At 73.3% G+C, this 17,929-nt stretch carries 8 protein-coding genes; 1 reads left to right on the forward strand and 7 read right to left on the reverse strand.

From position 1 onward, the window contains the following. Positions 1 to 440: 440 nt before the first annotated feature. Positions 441 to 2,114 (reverse strand): 5-oxoprolinase/urea amidolyase family protein, encoded by a 1,674-nt coding sequence (locus tag ACFVN3_RS19180; protein ID WP_378234579.1) that lies wholly within the window; start codon positions 2,112 to 2,114, stop codon positions 441 to 443. After that, positions 2,111 to 2,905 (reverse strand): LamB/YcsF family protein, encoded by a 795-nt coding sequence (locus tag ACFVN3_RS19185; RefSeq protein ID WP_378234581.1) that lies wholly within the window; start codon positions 2,903 to 2,905, stop codon positions 2,111 to 2,113. The genes ACFVN3_RS19180 and ACFVN3_RS19185 overlap by 4 nt, the downstream gene beginning before the upstream one ends. 80 nt (positions 2,906 to 2,985) lie before the next feature. Here ACFVN3_RS19185 and ACFVN3_RS19190 point away from each other — a divergent pair, with 80 nt between their 5' ends. Then, positions 2,986 to 3,591 carry a GNAT family N-acetyltransferase gene (locus tag ACFVN3_RS19190; protein ID WP_378234582.1) on the forward strand — a complete coding sequence of 202 codons (606 nt, stop codon included), beginning with the start codon at positions 2,986 to 2,988 and terminating at the stop codon, positions 3,589 to 3,591. A gap of 81 nt (positions 3,592 to 3,672) precedes the next feature. Here ACFVN3_RS19190 and ACFVN3_RS19195 read toward each other — a convergent pair whose 3' ends face one another. The 5 genes from ACFVN3_RS19195 to ACFVN3_RS19215 all read right to left on the reverse strand — a co-directional run bounded on the left by ACFVN3_RS19195 (position 3,673) and on the right by ACFVN3_RS19215 (position 17,926). Next, complete coding sequence (locus ACFVN3_RS19195; RefSeq protein ID WP_378234583.1) at positions 3,673 to 8,664, reverse strand: ThuA domain-containing protein; 4,992 nt, start codon at positions 8,662 to 8,664, stop codon at positions 3,673 to 3,675. A gap of 203 nt (positions 8,665 to 8,867) precedes the next feature. Next, a complete protein-coding gene (locus tag ACFVN3_RS19200) occupies positions 8,868 to 9,761 on the reverse strand; it encodes a hypothetical protein (RefSeq protein WP_378234584.1) in 894 nt (297 codons plus the stop codon). 110 nt (positions 9,762 to 9,871) lie between these two features. After that, the gene (locus tag ACFVN3_RS19205) at positions 9,872 to 15,454 is read right to left on the reverse strand and encodes a ThuA domain-containing protein (protein WP_378234585.1); all 5,583 of its coding nucleotides are present in this window, start codon (positions 15,452 to 15,454) and stop codon (positions 9,872 to 9,874) included. Between the two features lie 99 nt (positions 15,455 to 15,553). Further along, on the reverse strand, positions 15,554 to 16,459 hold the full coding sequence (locus ACFVN3_RS19210) for a sugar phosphate isomerase/epimerase family protein (RefSeq protein WP_378234586.1): 906 nt from the start codon (positions 16,457 to 16,459) through the stop codon (positions 15,554 to 15,556). Between the two features lie 237 nt (positions 16,460 to 16,696). After that, positions 16,697 to 17,926 (reverse strand): substrate-binding domain-containing protein, encoded by a 1,230-nt coding sequence (locus ACFVN3_RS19215; RefSeq protein WP_378234587.1) that lies wholly within the window; start codon positions 17,924 to 17,926, stop codon positions 16,697 to 16,699. Positions 17,927 to 17,929 lie beyond the last annotated feature (3 nt).

Genomic DNA, 17,929 nt, shown 5'->3' on the forward strand with positions numbered 1-17,929 from the left:
TGGCATTGACTAACAAGCACACTGTTGAGTTCTCAAACAACCGACACACACCAACTCAGCACCACCCGACCGGGCAGAACCTCGCTTGGGGCAACCCTTCAACCTTACCAGGTCTTCCCCGGCTCCTCAACCCCGGCTGTTCGCCGTAGTCCAGTCACCGTGGTCTTTCTCGTTGCGGGCAGGAGAACATCCTACGCCATGCAGTGGAAGGGTTTCGACCCCGGGACCAGCCACCCTCGATCGTTCGAGGCGGTGTCTGTTCCTCCCTGTCGGGCCGACATCCAGAACAGTACGCGGCCCGTCGCGCCAGGGTCAAGCCGGGCTCGGGTGACCCGGCACACAGGGGTTCGGCCCACCGTCCGCGGTCCCGCCCCAGGTCCGGACGCCTCGCGTCTCGCCTCGCTCCTCGAGCCGACAGCGCTGCGACAGGACCCGGCCCCTCACGACGGCCGCGCCGCCCGCAGCACCACGCGGTCACCCGGCCGGAGCTGGGCCGCCCGGTCGACGTCGTCGGCACGCAGCACCCCGATGACCGGATAGCCGCCGGTGACCGGGCGGTCCGCCAGGAAGACGACCGGTCGGCCGTCGGGCGGGACCTGCACCGCTCCGCGCACGAGGCCCTCGGAGGGCAGCTCGCCCGAACGGCGCGGGACCGCCTGCCCGTCCAACCGGATCGCGACCCGGTCGCTGTCCGCGCTCACGGTTCGCAGAGCCCGCAACGCCTGCCACGCGCCGGGGAGGAACCAGTCGGCGCGCGGCCCGGGCAGGACCTCGAGCACCGCGCCCGCCCGCTCGCCGGGGCGCAGCTCCCCGGGGACGTGGCGCACGGGTGCGACGCCGAGCACGGGCCAGCGACCCGCCATCGGGGCGCCGACCGTCAGCTCGTCCCCCGGCAGCAGCGGCGCGGGGCCGATCCCCGCGAGGGTGTCGCGCGACCGCGACCCGAGGACGGCGTCCGGGGTGACGCCGCCCCGCACCGCGACGTAGGTCCGCAGCCCGCGCGCCGCGAGCCCGAGCCGCAGCACGCCCCCGGTCGGCACCGGGACGGGTGCGTTCATGCCCACCGGCACCCCGTCGACCGTCGCGGGCACCGCAGCCCCGGCGAGCGCGACCACCGCGCGCCGCCGGAACCGGAGCGCGAGCCCGCCGAGCGCGACCTCGAGCGTCGCGGCGGTCGCCGGGTTGCCGACGAGCCGGTTCGCGAGCGCGTGGGACGCTCGGTCGGCGGCCCCGGACGGCCCGACGCCGATCGCCGCGAGACCGGGGCGCCCCTCGTCCTCGACGAGCACGAGCGGGCCCGTCGCGAGCACCTCGACGGCGGGCTTCGTCCCGGCGCCCGCACCCGCGCGACGGCCTTCGGGACCCTCCCCCGACCTCCGGCCCGCGAGGTCCTCCCCCGTGGTCGCACCGGGCGTCGCGGTGCCGCGCCCGTCGCCCCCGCGCACGACGTCCGCACGCGCCGCGAGCGCCGAGGCGCCGACGCGGGACGGCACGAACCGCACCCGCGCGCCGGGCGCGACGAGCGCCGGGGGGTCGCGCTCGACGTCGAACATCCGCGCGTCCGTGCGGCCCAGGAGCCGCCACCCGCCCGGGGACTCGCCGGGGTAGACCGCGGTGAGCTCGCCCGCGAGCGCGACGGACCCCGCGGGGACGCGCGTGCGCGGCGTCGCGAGCCGAGGTGCCGCGATGAGGGGGTCGACGCCGGCGAGGTAGGTGAACCCCGGCGCGAAGCCGCCGAACGCGGCCTCGTACTCCCGCCCCGAGTGGCGGGCGACGACCTCCTCGACGCTCACCCCCGCCCAGCGGGCGACGTCCTCCAGGTCGGGGCCGTCGTAGTGCACCGGGATCTCGACGACGGCCCCGGCGGGCGCCGGTCCGTCGTCGGACGGCGCCCGGAGCAGTGCGCCCTCGACCCAGGCCCGGGCTCCCGCGACGTCGGCGGGCGCAGCGCACCGGACGAGCACGGTCCGCGCGGCCGGGACCACGTCGACGACCCCGGCCGGGGCGTCGGTCGCGAGCGCGCGGTGCAGCGACCGCACGGCCGCCAGGCCGGGCAGGTCGACGAGCAGCGCCGTCTCCCCGAACCGGTGCACGGCGCCAGCCGCTCCCGTCACGGGTCCGCGCCCTCGGCCGCACCGGCTCCCGTGTCGACGAACGGGCGCACCTCGACGCCGGCGTCCTCGAGCGCGGCGCGGACGGCGGCCAGGAGCCCGACGGCCCCGGGTGTGTCGGAGTGGACGCACACCGAGTCGGCCTCCACCCGCAGTGTCGAGCCGTCCGCGGCCGGCACCGTGCCCGACGTGGCGAGCTCCACGACGCGCCGGGCGACCTGCTCGGCGTCGTGCACGACGGCGCCCGGCAGGCCCCGCGGGACCAGCTCGCCCGTGGGGAGGTAGCCCCGGTCGGCGAACGCCTCGCGCACCGTCGGCACCCCCGCGTCGTCCGCGAGGCGCAGCACCGCGGACCCGGGGAGGCCGACCACGGGGAGCGCGGGGTCGTAGGCGCGGACGGCGTCGACGACCGCGCGGGCCTGCGCCTCGTGGTGGACGATCGCGTTGTAGAGCGCACCGTGCGGCTTGACGTAGCGCACCCTGTCCCCCGCCAGGCGCGCGAAGCCGTCGAGCGCCGCGAGCTGGTAGAGCAGGTCGTCGGCGAGCTCGACGGGGTCGACCTCCATGAACCGGCGCCCGAAGCCCGCGAGGTCGCGGTAGCTCACGTGCGCCCCGACGCGCACGCCGCGCGCGACGGCGTCGAGCGTCACGGCGCGCATCGTCGCCGGGTCGCCCGCGTGGAACCCGCACGCGACGTTCGCGCTGGTCACGAGGCCGAGCAGGGCCTCGTCGTCGGCGAGGGTCCAGCGGCCGAAGCCCTCACCGAGGTCGGCGTTGAGGTCGATGCGCGTCACCCGACCATCATGCCCGGAACGGGCCGGCGCCCGGGTGCGGGCCGACCGCGTCCTCAGCGTCGGGGCGTAGATTCGCGGGCATGCCCGACGACCTCCCCACCGCTCCCGCGACCGTGCGCGTCCGCCGCGCCACGACCGAGGACGCACCCGCGCTCGCCGGGCTCGCGGCCCTGACGTTCCCGCTCGCGTGCCCGCCGGGCACGTCGCCCGAGGCGATCGCCGAGCACGTCGCGACGCAGCTCTCGCCGGAGCGGTTCCGCGCGTGGGCGGCGAGCGCCGCGCACGCGCTCCTCCTCGTCGAGGCGGCCCGCTCCGACGCCAGCGAAGGCGTCCTGGCCGCACACGGAACCCCGGGACTCCTCGGCTACGCGCTCCTCGTCCGCGGCGTTCCCGACGACCCCGACGTCGCGGCGGCCGTCGGGACCGGCGAGGCGGTCGAGCTCTCGAAGATCTACGTGCACCCCGCAGCCCAGGGCACGGGCGTGGCGAGCGTGCTCATGACGGCGGCGACCGAGGCGGCGGCGCGGCTCGGGCCCGGCCTGCCCGTGTGGCTCGGCACGAACGGTCTCAACGCGCGGGCGCAGGCGTTCTACCGCAAGCACCGGTTCGACCTCGTCGGCGGACGCACCTACGTCGTCGGCGGCGAGACGCACACCGACGTGGTCATGGCGCTCTCCCGCGCCTGACGCGGTGCGACGACCCGCACGACCGAGGGCCGGTCGGGGACGTCCCCGACCGGCCCTCGGCCTGCTTCCCGAGCCGCCGCGTCAGCCGCAGCTCTTGGCGTCGTATGCGACGTCGGCCGCGGACGTGCGACCGTCACCGGTCGCCGCGATCCCCACGACGCCCGCCTCGACGGACGTCGCCCGGGCCGCGAACGACTGGTAGGCCGCCGCGCCCGGCTGGACGCCGGTGAACGCCTTGGTGCCGAACGGCGTCGTCAGCGTGACGTCGACCGGCACGCCGTCGGCGTTCGTCGCGCGCACCGCGACGTACGCCTTGCCGGCGAGGCACCGGACCTGGACCTCGGTCGTGACGTCGAGCGGCTGCTCGACCACCTCGCCCTCGAGGACGAAGTCCTCGAACGCGACGACCGTGGGCTGGGTCTGGTTCTTGCCGAGCGCGAACGGCCCGACCCCGATCCCGTCGAGCTGGTCGTTCGTCACGGCGGCGAGCGCGGTCCACCGCTCGCCGTCGAGCGACCACGATCCGACGAACGTGTCTCCGGACCGGGCGAGGCGCACGTGGTACGTCCCGTCCTCCTCGCGGGGCAGCGAGCCGACGCCGGGCTGCGGCTGGAGCACGACGTCACCCTTCTCGCTGCGGAGCTCGAAGCCGACCGTCCCGGCGGTGCCGCCGTTGTGGATCACGCCGACCTTCACGTAGTTGGCCTGGTCCTTGTAGACCATGAGGCCGCCCTGGTGGTAGTTCTGCGTGAGGTCGGCGCGCACCGTCGTCTCGACGGTCCACTCGTCGCCCGTCACGACCTTCGAGCGGACGATGTTCGGCACGGTGGAGTTCGTCGCGCCGTACACGTCGTCGTCGGTCGTGGTGAGCTGCAGCGCGCCGTCCGCGACGGCGAGCCGCGACGGGTCGGCGTCGACGACGTACCAGCGGCACGGGTCGAGGCCGAGGCCGGACCCGCTGCCGTCGAACGTGTCGCTCGCGGTGACGTCCTCGCACACGGGGACGCCGCTGCCGTCGACCTCGCGCACGTGGTCGAACGCGACGTCGATCTGGTTCGCGCCGGCGCCCTTGCCGAGCGCGAACACGCCGACGCCCGCGTCGCCGAGCCCCGCGTGCGTGACGGCGCGCGTGGTCGGGACCCAGGTCTGGCCGTTGTCGAGCGAGTACGACCCGGTGAACGAGTCCCCGTCGCGCGACAGCCGCAGCAGGTACTCGCCGTAGACGGGCTTCGCGATGTCGAGGACGTCGCCGTTCGTGGACTGCACGACGTCGCCGATCTCGCTGCGGAGCTCGACGCGCAGGCTGCCGGGGTGCTGGACCACGGCGAGCTTGACGTAGTCGGACTCCGAGGCCCGCACGATGAGGCCGCCCTGCTGGTACTGGTTCGCGAACGCGGCCGTCATCTTCGTCTCGACCGTCCAGGAGTCGCCCGGCTGGTCGGTCGTGATGATGTTCGGCACGCGCTCGTTGCCGGTGCCGGCGAAGTCGGCGTCGGTCGTGCGCACGACCCACTTCCCGTCCCGCACCTGCGCGAGGTCGGGGCGGAGGTCGACGACGTCCCAGCGGCAGCCGTCGAGCGTCTCGCCCTCGAACTCGTCCGCGGGCCCGCGCTGCGGGTCCGGCTCGGTGCACGGGAGCGTGCCGTACACGGAGACCGCGACGGTGCCGCTCGCGCGCGCGCCCGACGGGTCGCTCACAGTGACCTTGGCCGTGTAGCTCCCGGCCGCCGTGTAGGTGTGCTGTGCCGTCGCGCCCGTCGCCGTGCCGCCGTCTCCGAACTCCCACGCGTACGTGAGCGCGTCGCCGTCGGCGTCGGAGGCCTGCGCGGCGAACGCGACGTCGAGCGGCGCGTCGCCGGTGGCGGGCGCGGCCGTCACGGAGGCGACCACCGGGGCCACGTTGTTCGCCGCGCCCCGACCCGTGAAGGTGACGGAGTCGACGTCGAACATGTCGCCCGTCGCCCCCGTGGTCGAGCGCGCGACGAAGTAGAGCGTGCGCGTCCCGCCCGGGTCGGCGACCGGGACCGCCGGCGTCCGCGCCGGCGTCTCCCAGCTCCCGGTCGACGACAGCGTGAGCGTCGCGAGGACCGGGCCGTCCACGGCGCCGTCCCGCACGTCGAGCACGCCCCCGGAACCGCCCGAGCTGTACCGCGCGGAGATCGAGTCGATGCCCGCGAGGTTCATCCGGTCGAACGCGAACCAGTCGCCGGCCGCGATGTACCCGAGCTGCTTGCCGCCCTCGGAGACGTCCTTCGCGACGACCTGGACGCCCTGGCTGTCGGTGAAGTACTCGGCCTGCTTGGTGCGCGTGTGCAGGACGGCCTCGTCGTCGGACGCGAGCGCGGGCACGCCGTCGGCGCCCCCACCGTCGGTGTACGTCGCGTTGACGACGCCGAAGATGTTCGCGTCGAGGCCGTGCCCCTCGTCCTTGGCGGTCGTGAGGACGCCCTCGCAGCCCGTGGCGCTGGACAGCGGGTGGCCGTGGTTGTCGTGGCCGAGGATGTACTCGACCACGACGCGGCTGCAGTCGACCTGCGCGCCGTCCTCGGCGTCGGTGACCGTGACCCGGAACGGGACCTGGTCGCCGAAGTCGAAGAACTGGCCGTCGGCCGGGAGCTCGAGCGTCACCTCGGGCGCGGTGTTGCCCACGGTGATGGTCGTGGTCGCCACGCCCTGCCTGCCGTCGGCGTCGGTGACGGTGAGCCGCACCTCGTGCTGGCCGTTCTCGGTGAACGTCCGGGAGACCTGGGCGTCGCTGGCGTCGGTCTCGCCGTCACCGTCGAGGTCCCAGGCGTACGTGAACTCCTTGCCGTCCGGGTGGGAGGACCCGGTGCCGTCGAAGGACACCGCGAGCGGCGCCTGGCCGTTCGTGGGCGAGGCGTCGATCTGCGCGACGGGCGAGCGGCTCCCGCGCACGTAGTCGATCCGGTAGACGGCCGAGAGCGCGTCGCCCCCGAAGTAGCCGCCGCCGTAGTCGAGCACGTAGAGCGAGCCGTCCGGGCCGAACTCGAGGTTCATCGGCCGGCGCAGGTCCATGAACTCCAGCGCCGGCACGAAGCCCGCCGGGCTGCCGTCCTCGGCACGGATCGCCTCCTTGATCCACGCGCGGTCCCACTCGTAGAGCAGCGGCTTGCCGTCGTAGTACGCGGGGAACTTGGTCTCCGACTCGAGCTCGGGGTCGTAGTCGTAGACGACGGCGCCCATCGGGGACTCGCCGCCCGTCCCGAACGCCGGCACGGACCCGCCGTCGTACGGTTGCCACGCCGGCACGGCGGGCGGGAGGTCGACGAGACCCGTGTTGTGCGGGCTCGTGTTCCGGGGCGCCGCACAGTCGAACTTCGGCCCGGAGACCTTGGTCTCGAAGTCGTAGTCGTTGTACGCGAGGTTGTCGCCGATGCAGTACGGCCAGCCGTAGTTGCCCGCCTCGGAGATGATGTTGAACTCGACCTGGCCGCCGGGGCCGCGGTTCGCGTTCGCGCCACCCGCGTCGGGACCGTAGTCGCCGAGGTGGACCTCGCCCGTCGCCTTGTCGACGGCGAAGCGGAACGGGTTGCGGAAGCCCATCGCGTAGATCTCGGGCCGGGTCTTGCCGGCCTCGTGCTCGCCCTCGGGGAAGAGGTTGCCCTCCGGGACCGTGTACGACCCGTCCTCGGCGACCGTGATGCGCAGGAGCTTGCCCCGCAGGTCGTTCGTGCTGCCCGAGCTGCGGCGGGCGTCGAACGCCGGGTTGCGGGTCGCCCGCTCGTCGATGGGCGCGTAGCCGTCCGACGCGAACGGGTTCGTGTCGTCACCCGTCGACAGGTAGAGGTTGCCCTCGGCGTCGAAGTCGATCTCGCCGCCCGCGTGGCAGCACAGCCCGCGGTCGGCCGGAACCTCGAGGATCTTCTGCTCGCTGGCGAGGTCCAGCAGGTTCTGCTCCGTGAGCCGGAACCGCGAGAGCTGGTTGTACCCCTCGAACGCCTCGAACGCGGCCGGGTCGGCCGACGTCTCGGGCGCGTCGCCCGGCGGGGTGTCGAGCTTGGGCGCGTAGTAGAGGTAGACCCAGCGGTTCTCCGCGAAGCCCGGGTCGATCGCGACGCCCTGGAGGCCGTCCTCGTCGTGCGTGTACACGGGGACGGTGCCCGCGAGCGCCGTCGTGGCGTCCGCGGTCGTGTACCAGACGCGCCCGTCGCGCGAGGTGTGCAGGACGTCGCCGTCGGGCAGGACGGCCATGGCGATCGGCTCGCCCGTCTTGGCCGCGCCCTTGGCGAGCGTCACCTGCTCGAACGAGGCGTCGACCGTCGCGCCGCAGTCGGCGTCGACCGCGCCCGCCGCGGTCTGGATCCCGCCGAGCAGGTGCTGGACGAACGCCGGGTCGGTGTACGACTCGTCGGTGTGTCCGCCGCCGGTGTACCAGGACCGGCCGCCGTCGTACTCCTGGCACCACGCGATCGGGTGGTCGGCGCCCATGGCGCCCGACCCCGGGGAGTACGAGGCCTCGTCGAGGCTCGCGAGCACGTGGACCTGGCCGCGCGGGTTCTCGCGGTAGTTGTACCACTCGTCGTACCGGTCCCAGGCGGCCGGCAGGTGCGCGGTCGAGGGGTGCTCGTCGTCGGCGACGACGACCGTCGCGTCCTGGTTCTGCGGGTGGCTGTTGAAGTACGCGCCGACGAGCTCGCCGTACCAGGGCCAGTCGTACTCGGTGTCGGACGCCGCGTGGACACCGGCGTACCCGCCGCCGGCGGCGATGTACCGCTCGAACGCGCCCCGCTGCTCGTCGTTCAGGACGTCGCCCGTGGTGGACAGCCAGACGACGGCGTCGTACCGGGCGAGGTTCTCGTCCGTGAAGGCTCCCGCGTCCTCGGTCGGGGTCACCGCGAAGTGGTGGTCGGTGCCGAGCTGCTGGATCGCCGCGACGCCCGCGGGGATCGAGCCGTGCCGGAACCCGGCGGTCTTGCTGAAGACCATGACGGAGAACTCGTCGTGCGCGGCGGCGGGGGCCGCCGTCGCGAGGGTGAGCGCCGGCGCGACGAGGGCCGCGGCGGTGACCGCCGCGACCCCCTGGCGCCGACCTCTCGAAGGTCGTGCTGTCACTTCTCCTCCTTGAGAACTGATCGGTGCGGCTCGGCGCCGTTGCCGGGCCGCGGGTCGTGCTCTCCTTCCTCGTGGTGCGTCGTCGGTGCCGCGCGTCGTCGCGCGGGGCGCTCCGGTCAGGTCCCGGTCGGGCTCGGCCTGCACCCCGGAGGGCGCCCGACCGGGAGGTCGGTGGGGCGGCCCCTTCCCGGGGCCGCCGTCGGTCAGTGGTCGTGGTCCTCGTGCGCGTCCTCGTCGTCCGCGGGACCGCCGTCGTGCCCGAGGTCCATGCCGCCGTCGAGCGAGTCGTCCGGGTGCACGGGGAGGAACACGTGGACGTGGCCCTGCCCACCGGCGGTCGAGCGGAGGTCGAGCTGGATCGCGGCGAGGCCCCACGCGTCGACGGCGCGCGTGCGCAGCTCGCCGGCGAGGGCGTAGAGGTCGGACGCGGCCGTCGGGTCGCTCGCGTCCGCGGCGGCCGCGAGGCCGACGGCGTCGAGCGTGTCCCCGACGAGCTGGAGCGAGGTGAGCATCCCGTTGCGGACGATGTTGTGCTCGGAGGAGCCGCTCTGGAGCGACTCGGTCTCGGCCACGAGGCCGTCGACGGTCGCTCGCCACTCCGCGATCTCGGCCGGGTCGGCCGGGACGGCGGTCGAGCCGTCGACGGGGAGCACCGCGTGCAGCCCGTGAAGGACGGGGACGAGCTCGGTCTGCACGTGCCCGGCGTGCTCGATCGAGGCGACGAGGTTGTCGGCGTCGCGCGCCTCCTCGGCCGCCTCGAGCTCGGCGACGCGCGCGGGGTCGGCGGCGAGACCCTCGTCGGTCGCCGCCGGCGCCTCTCGGGTCAGCACCACGACGAGGGCGACCACCACCGCGACGACGGCGAGCGCGGCGAGGACCAGGAGCACCCGGCGCCAGGGGTCGAGACCCGCGAACCACCGGCGCGCGCGGACGCGCGCCGGCGGTCGGGGCTCGGGGCGGCCGGCACCGCCCCGGTCTGCGGGACGGGAGCGGGCGGGCGTCGTCGTCGCGCGGCCCGTGCGGCCGGAGCCCTTCCGGGCGTCCCTCGCCGCCGGCGTCCGGTCCGCGGACGTCCGTCCTGCGGTGCGCTGTGCCACCTGTCGCTCCTGTCCCTGGTCGTCCCGCTCGGTGTGCGCCGGCCCGGCCGCGAGGCCGGGCCGGCGCGGTGGCCGATGACGGGAGCGGGTCGCCCGTCACCGGCCCGCCGTCAGCCGCAGCTCACGGCGTCGTACGGCACCTCGATCTCGGTCGTGACGTCGCCGAGCGTCGCCGTGACCGTGGCCGTGCCCGCGTCGAACGACGTCGCACGCGACGCGAACGACTGGTAGGCGTTGCCGCCCACCTCGACCGCGCCGAACTCCTTGGAGCCGAACGGCGTGGTCAGGGTGATCGCGACGGGCGCCTCGTCGGCGTTCGTCGCGCGGAGGGCGAGGTACGCCTTGCCCGCGAGGCAGCGGGCGGACGCGGTGACCTCGACGTCGACGGTCGGCTCCGGCTCGGACTCCGTCGTGAGACGGAACCAGTCGAACGCCACCGTGACCGGCGTCTCCTGCTCCGGGCCGATCGCCATGAGGCCGACCTCGGTCAGCGCCGCGTCGTTGGTCACCGGCGCGCCCAGCGGCGTCCAGTTCACCCCGCCGTCGCTGACCCAGCCCTGGTACGTGCTCCCCACCTTCTCGAGGCGCACGTACCAGTAGCCCGACTCCGTCGAGTCGGCGAGCTCGAGCTGGCGGTTGCCGCCGTTGCCGAACTGGCCGCCCTTCTCCGAGACGAGCTCGGCACCGAGGTTGAGCGCCGCACCCGGTGCGTTCTTCGCGAGCACGTCGGCCTTGACGTAGTTGTCGTCGTCGCCGTACGCGATGAGGCCCGCGAGCTGCCACCGGTGCACGAGCGGCGCCTTGAACCGCGTCTCGACGACCCAGTCACCCTCCGGAGCGGTCTGGAGGACGAAGTTGCGCGGGTCGCCGTTGTTCCCGGCGTTGATGTCGCCCGGCTGGGTCGTGATGCGCAGCTCGCCGCCGGCGACGGCGACCTTCGACCCGTCGTAGCGCACGATCGCGTCCCAGCGGCAGCCGTCGAGGGCGTCGCCCTCGAACTCGTCGCTCGGCTCGCGCACGCCGTCGTCGGGCTCGGCACCCGTGACGTGGACGTAGTCGACCTTCGCGACCGTGTTCGCGGTCGCCGTGTCGCCGCCCGCCATGACGCCGAACGTCGCGTCGGGCTTGACGGGCGCGGAGCCCGCGAGCGCCGTCCACGCCTGGCCGTCCGCCGAGTACGCCGCCGTGATCGCCGACCCGTCCGAGACGAGGCGCAGGTAGATCGCCGACGGGAAGCCCGTCGCGACGTCCGTCTGGCCGTGCCACGTCCGGGACCCGCCGGTCTCCGTCTGGAACTCGAGGAAGCGGGCGCCGCTCTGGTTCTTGGTGAACGCGAGCTTGGTGTACTCGTCGTCGTTCACGTGGACCAGGAGGCCGGCGTGCTGCCAGTGCCGGGCGAGCGGGACGTCGAGCTTGGTCTCGAGCGTCCACGCCCCGGCGGGTGCAGGCTGACCGAGGTAGCTGATCGGCCCGGTCACGGCCTCGTTGATGTCGCCCTGCACGACCGGCAGGACGGCGTGGCCGTCGGCGACGGTGATCGGCTGGCCCTCGGCCTGACGGACGACCGTCCACCGCGGGTCGAGCGCGTCACCGTCGAACTCGTCGGACGAGTCCGCGAGGCACTGCGGCGGGTTCTCGCCGCCGGGCTCCTCGGTCTGCGGGTCGTCGTCGAACGCGAAGTCCTGGAACTCGACCGCGCTCGTCGCCGTCGTGCTGTGCGCCGTGACGAAGAGACCCACGTCCTGGACGGACGCCGCACCCGGCAGGGCCTGCGGCTCGCCGATCTGCGTGAAGTTCTCGCCGTCCTTGCTCCAGGAGGCCGTGTACAGGTCGCCGTCGCGCACGATCCGCACCCACGCGGGGTAGCTCGTCGAGCTCGCGGCGCTCGACGTCGTGAGCTGACCGCTCGAGTTGCCGCGCAGCCACTCGAAGCCACCGCTCGGGCGCATCCCCAGGGCCGCGTAGCCCTGCGAGCTCGCCGTCTGCGTGACGTCGTTGCGGACGATGATCCCGGCCTTGGCGGACCCGTTGGAGTTGCCCTGGCTGTTGATCTTCACGGTCGCCGACCAGTTCTCGTCGGCGCCCTGCTCGCGGTAGATGGTCGAGTACTCGTTGGTGCCCTGCCACATGTTCGCGCCGCCCGAGGTGACGAGGTACTTGCCCTCGGCGAGCTGCTCGAACGTCCCGTTCGCGTTGGTGAAGGTCTTCATCCCCGCGAAGAGGTCGCCGACCTGGGCGAGGACGACGCGCGAGCGCGTGTACAGGCCCTTGTCGTTCGTGGCGAGCGCGGTCAGCTCGTAGTAGTTGTCCGCCGTGGGGTTCCACGTGGCCTCGTACGGAGCGGTGTCGTCGACGCCGATGGACTCCCCGTCGACGAAGAACTCGACCTGCGTCACGGTGTTCTCGGTGTCGTCCGCCTCCGCGGTGACCGTCATCTCGCCCTGCTCGAGACGGACGCCCGCCTCGGGGGACGTGATGCGGACCTTGGGTCGGGTCGTGCCCGAGACGCCCTTGCCGTCGGCCTCGATGAAGTTGAGGCGACGCTCGCCCTCGCCCGGGAAGACGACGTAGAGCGTGAACGGCTCCAGCGGGTCGGTGACCTCGACGGTGACGTCCGTGAACGTGCCGAGCCCGGTCTGCGGGATCTCGGCCGTGCCGAGGAGCTCGCCGTCCGCCGCGTCGCGACGCAGCTCGATCGTGCCCTCGGCCGCCGCCGCGACGCGCAGGTTCAGCGCCTGCACGCCGTACAGGCTCACGGGGTCGTACGACGCCCAGGAACCGTTGGACCCCGTGATGACGGAGCCGCCGCCCTCGACGTCCCGGCTCGGGATCGTCGTGGTGCCGTCGGAGGCCGCGTGGAACTCCGCCTCGCGCTTCTTCGGGAAGATCAGCGTCGTGTCCGACCCGGTGAGCGCGGGCACGTCGCCCTCGCCGCCGCGGTCGGTGTAGCGCGCGTCGATCACGTAGAAGACGTTCATGTCCTCGCCGTGACCGCCGCCGAGGCTCGTCGCCACGGTGCCCGTGCGGCCGTGGAGCGGCTCGGCGGGGTGCGCGTGCGCGTCGTGCCCGAGCGCGGGCTGGATGATGACCTGCTCGTCGTCGATCGCCTCGCCGTCGGGCGAGTCCTCCGCGTCCGTCACCGACACGTCCCACGTGATGTCGTCGCCGAAGGTGAAGAACGAGCCGGTGGGCGGCAGGCCGAAGTCGACCTCGGGCCGCGTGTTGCCCACCGTGATCGGGACGGTCGCGGTGCCCACCTTGCCGGCGGGGTCGGTCACCGTGAGGCGCGCGTCGAAGACGCCGTTCTCGGTGTAGGTGTGGCTGGGCGCGGCGGACGTCGAGTCCGTCGTGCCGTCACCGTCGAAGTCCCACGCGTACGTGAGCTCCTCGCCCTCGGGGTCGGTGCTCCCCGTGCCGTCGAACGTCACCTCGAGCGGCGCGATGCCGGAGTCCGGCGTCGCGACCGGCTTCGACACCGGCGAGCGCGAGCCCGACAGGTAGTCGATGCGGTGCAGGCCCGAGTTCGGGTTGTCGCGGCCGAAGCCGCCTCCCCAGTCGAGCACGTACATCGCGCCGTCGGGGCCGAACTTGGAGTCGATCGGCGCGAGGAACTGCTCCTGCGGGAGGAACGGGTTGACCTTCTCGACGTCGGTCGCGCCGGGCGCGGCCTCGGGGTCCTTGAGGTCGATCGTGTACATCTTGTTGCGGGCCCACTCGTAGAAGAAGGCCTTGCCGTCGTAGGACGCCGGGAACTTCGTGTCGGAGTCGAGCTCCGGGTCGAACTGGTAGAACGGGCCGCCCATGGGCGCGAGGCCGCCGCCGGCGTTGATCGCGCCGGGGACGGACGAGCGCTGGTAGCCGTACCACATGTCCGCCGGCTGGGCCGGGGGCAGCTCGGTGAGGCCGGTGTTCTTCACGGAGTCGTTCACGGGCGCGTCGCAGTCGAAGAAGTCGCCGACCGTGACGGGGTTCGTCCGGTAGTCGACGTCGCGGAACGGCTCGTTGTTGCCCATGCACAGGGGCCAGCCGTAGAAGCCGGGCTCCTTGATGAGGTTCCACTCGGCGATGCCGGCCGGGCCGCGGTTGGCCGGGTTGTCCGACCCGTTGTCCGGCGAGTAGTCGGCGACGCCGAGGTTGCCGGTCTTCGCGTCGATCGTGAAGCGGAACGGGTTGCGGAAGCCCATCGCGTAGATCTCGGGCAGCGTCTTCTCGGTGCCCGGGGCGAACAGGTTGCCCTCGGGGATCGAGTAGGTGCCGTCGGCCTCCGGGTGGATGCGCAGGACCTTGCCGCGCAGGTCGTTCGTGTTCGCGGACGTCGCGCGCGCGTCGTGGAACGTGCCGTCGCGCTCGGAGATCGGCGCGTAGCCGCCCGAGGGCTCGGAGTGCGGGTTCACGTCGTCGCCGACGCCGATGTACAGGTCACCGGTCTCGTGGTCGACGGTGAGGCCGCCGCCCGTGTGGCCCGGCTCGTCGGGCAGGCGCCCGGCCGGGATCTCGATGAGCACCTTCTCGGACGCCGGGTCGATCACCGTCGAGCCCGGGCCCTCCGAGGACACCGTGAACCGCGAGACGCGGCTGAAGAAGTTCGCCGGGTCGGAGTCGTTCGAGCTCGCCGGCGCGTAGTACTGGTACAGGTACCCGTTCTCCGCGAAGTCCTTGTCGAGCGCGATGCCGAGCAGGCCGTCCTCGCCACCGGAGTACACCGGGATAGTGATGGCGGTCGTGGTGTTCTGCGTCCGCGGGTCGTACACGCGGATCTGCCCGCGCACGAGCTCGGTGTAGAACACGCGGCCGTCGGGCGCGACGTCCATGCCGAAGGGCGCGCTCGTGTTGGAGTCGAGCGCGATCTTCTCGAACGAGCCCCAGTCGGTGCCGCCGCAGTCGCCCTCGACGAGGCCCGCGGCCCACTGCACGCCGCCGACGATGTGCTGCACGAGGTCGGGCTCGTCGGTGTAGTGCGCCCCGAAGTGGCCCATGCCGGTCATCCAGGCACGGCCGCCGTCGTAGGGCTTGCACCACGAGATCGGGTGGTCGTAGCCCATCTTGTTGCTGCCCGCGTCGTACGTGGACTCGTCCATCGTGGCGAGCACGTGCGCGCTGCCGCGGACGTTGGCCGAGTAGTTGTACCACTCGTCCGCGCGCGTCCAGCGCTGGGACAGGTGCTCGGTCGACGGGTGCGTGCGGTCCTCCACGCGGACCGTGCCCGGCAGGCCCGGGCTGTTGCCGGTGGCGGCGTGACCGGGCATGAGCGCCCCGATCATGTCGTCCCACCAGCCGTAGCTGCCGCGCATGTCCGTGGCGTTGTGGATCGCGACGATGCCGCCGCCCGCCTGCTGGTAGCGCTCGAGCGCCGCCTTCTCGTCGGCGTTCCACGGGTCGCCCGACGTCTGGAACATGACCAGGGCGTCGTACTGCGCGAGGGTCTCGTCGTTGAAGACGGTCGAGTCCTCCGTGTGGTCGGACGCGATGCCGACCTCGGCGAACGCCGCCTCGAGCACCGGGGTGCCCTGCGTGATCGCCTCGCTGTGCCGGAACTGGGTCGTCTTGGTGAAGATGAGCACCTTGTGCTCTTCGTCCGCGGGGACGGGGTCGTCGGCGGCGCTGGCCATCGTGACGGGCGCGAGCGTGAACGCGAGCGCTCCGATGGTCAGAGCCGCGACGGACCTCGCCCTGCGTGGGCGTCGTGCGGTCATCGTGCTGCCTCCAGGGGCATGACGTGCGGACCCGGACGTCGTCGTCCGGGCAGGGTGGTCGTCATCCCGCGGCGTGCCGGCGCTGCGGTCGAGGATCGACTACGGCTGCGGGTGCTCCGGCGTGGGCATCAGTCCCTTCAGGTGGGCCAGGCCATCGACAGCGATGGCGTCCTGGGTCGGTGCCAGCGGCCGCCAGATGGAGGCGGCCGTGGCGATCGTCGCGTTGTCGGCCGTGAAGGACTCGATGACGAGGGGTCCGTCGTAGCCGGTCGCGTCGAGCGCGGCGAGGAGGGCGGGCCAGTCCAGGTGGTCGTTGCCGGGTGCGCCCCGGTCGTTGCCGCACACCTGGACGTGCGCGATGCGCTCGCCCGCGCGCGCGACCGCAGCGGGCAGGTCCGTCTCCTCGATGTTCATGTGGTAGACGTCGAGCATGAGGCCGATGCCGGCCGCGGGCAGTCGCCGCACGACCTCCAGCCCCTGGTCGACGGTGTTGACGAGGCTCGTCTCGTAGCGGTTCAGCGGTTCGAGCCCGACGACGACGCCCGCCGCGATCGCGTGCTCGACGACCGGGGCCAGGTTCTCGGCGAGCTCCTCGTACGCCGCCGCGCGCTCGGCGGGGCTCAGGCGCCACGTACGCCCGACCGACGCGTACGCCGGCCCGCCGATCACCGGGGCGCCGACCGTGCGCGCGACGTCGACGACGTGCCGCAGGTAGTCCTGCGTGGCGCGCACCGTCGCGGCGTCTGCCGCGACGAGCTCGCGGCCCTCGCCCATGACGAGCGAGACGCTCGCGTCGAGGCCGTGGTCGGCGAGGACCGTCGCCGCGGTCGCGGGGTCCCAGTCGCCCGGGTTCTCCACGGGCAGCTCGAGCACGTCGAAGCCCCACCCCGCGACGCGGGGCGCGATGCCGCGCAGCGCGTCGTCGGTGAGCGGGGAGGTCCAGACCCACGTGTTGACGCCGAGCGCTCGGCGGCGCAGCGGCAGGGTCGGGGTAGGAAGAGCCACGTCGCTCTCTCTCGTCGGGCCCGAGCGCTCGGCCGTCCCGCCCGCGTGCCCGACGCCGCGGGGCACCTCCCCACGGGAGGTGCGCCGCGTCGTCGGGCGGGCGGGCGGGGCGCCCGGCCGGTCGGACGGCGACCGGGCGGCCCTGGTGGCCCGACCGCGGAGGTCGGACCGGGTGGTTCTCCGGACCCTCTCAGGCCCGGTGCGGACGACCGGTCAGCGGTCCGGTCAGCGGTCCGGTCAGCGGTCGGTCCATGCCTCCGGGAAGCCCGGCAGGTCCTCGCCGCCGAACTTCGCGTAGTGCAGGGACGGCATGTCCTTGTTCGCCTCGAGGTACGCGTCGAGCTCCTCGGCGTCGATCGGCGCCTGCGGCAGGACCCACTCGGACGGCACCTGCTCGCCGGCCCAGATCATCTGCGCCGCGAGGATCGGGGTGCGCCACTGGAAGTTCGAGTACACGGCGCCGAGGGCGGTCATGTCCGTGTCCTTCCACTTGCGCAGGAAGCTCATCTCGTCCTCGCCCATGAACACCGGGTAGGGCTTGCCGGCGTCCTCGAACGCCTCGACCGCCGCGACGGCGCCGTCGCCCGCGTCCATCCAGATGCCGTCCACGTCACCACGCTGCAGGTACTGCGTGACGATGTCCTTGATCTTCGCGCCGTCGCCGCCAGTGAACTCCGCGCCCACGACCTCGAGCTCGGACTCCGAGAAGATCTTGTCGGCCGCGGCCCAGCGGTTCTCCAGCACGTCGACGCCGGGCAGGATGCGCAGCGCGAGGACCTTCGAGCCCGGCTCGAGGTTCTCGACGAGGAACTCGGCGCCGTCGGCGCCGTACGCGTAGCCGCCGATCGGGTGGATGAACGTGACCATGCAGTCGGTGTTGACACCACGGTCGAACACGATGACCGGCTTGCCCGACTCGCACGCGGCCTCGACCGCGGGCGTCAGGGTCGCCGTCGTCGACGGCGAGATGACGATCGCGTCGCAGTCGCCCGCCTCGACGAACGCCTGGATGTCGGAGATCTGCTTGTTGTCGTCGTCCGCCGCGTCCGAGACGCGGAACTCGCCGATCACGCCCTCCTCGGTGAGGACGTCGACCTGCTGCTGCATCGTGATCCAGCCGGTGACGCGCCACGGGTTGGACACCGAGGCGTTCGAGAAGCACAGCGTCTTGCCGCCGCCCTCGCTCGCGTACTCCGCGGTGTCCACGTACTCGGGCTCGATCGCCTGGAGCCACGGCTGGTCGGCCGGGCCCTCGGGGACGACCTCGCGCTGGGCGAGCTGACGGTCGTAGTCCGCCTGGACGAACCACTCGGAGTCGGCGCCGCCGGACTCCTCGCTCGCGGGGCTCTCCTCGGCCGAGGTCTCGCCACCCTCGCCGCTGTCGGTGGGGGTGTCGGTCGTGCAGGCGGCCGTGAGGAACAGCGTGGCCACCGCCGCGCCGGCCAGGAGTGCTCGTGTACGTCGCATGTC

This window comes from Cellulosimicrobium sp. NPDC057862 (genome assembly GCF_042797035.1).
Classification (GTDB): Bacteria; Actinomycetota; Actinomycetes; order Actinomycetales; family Cellulomonadaceae; genus Cellulosimicrobium.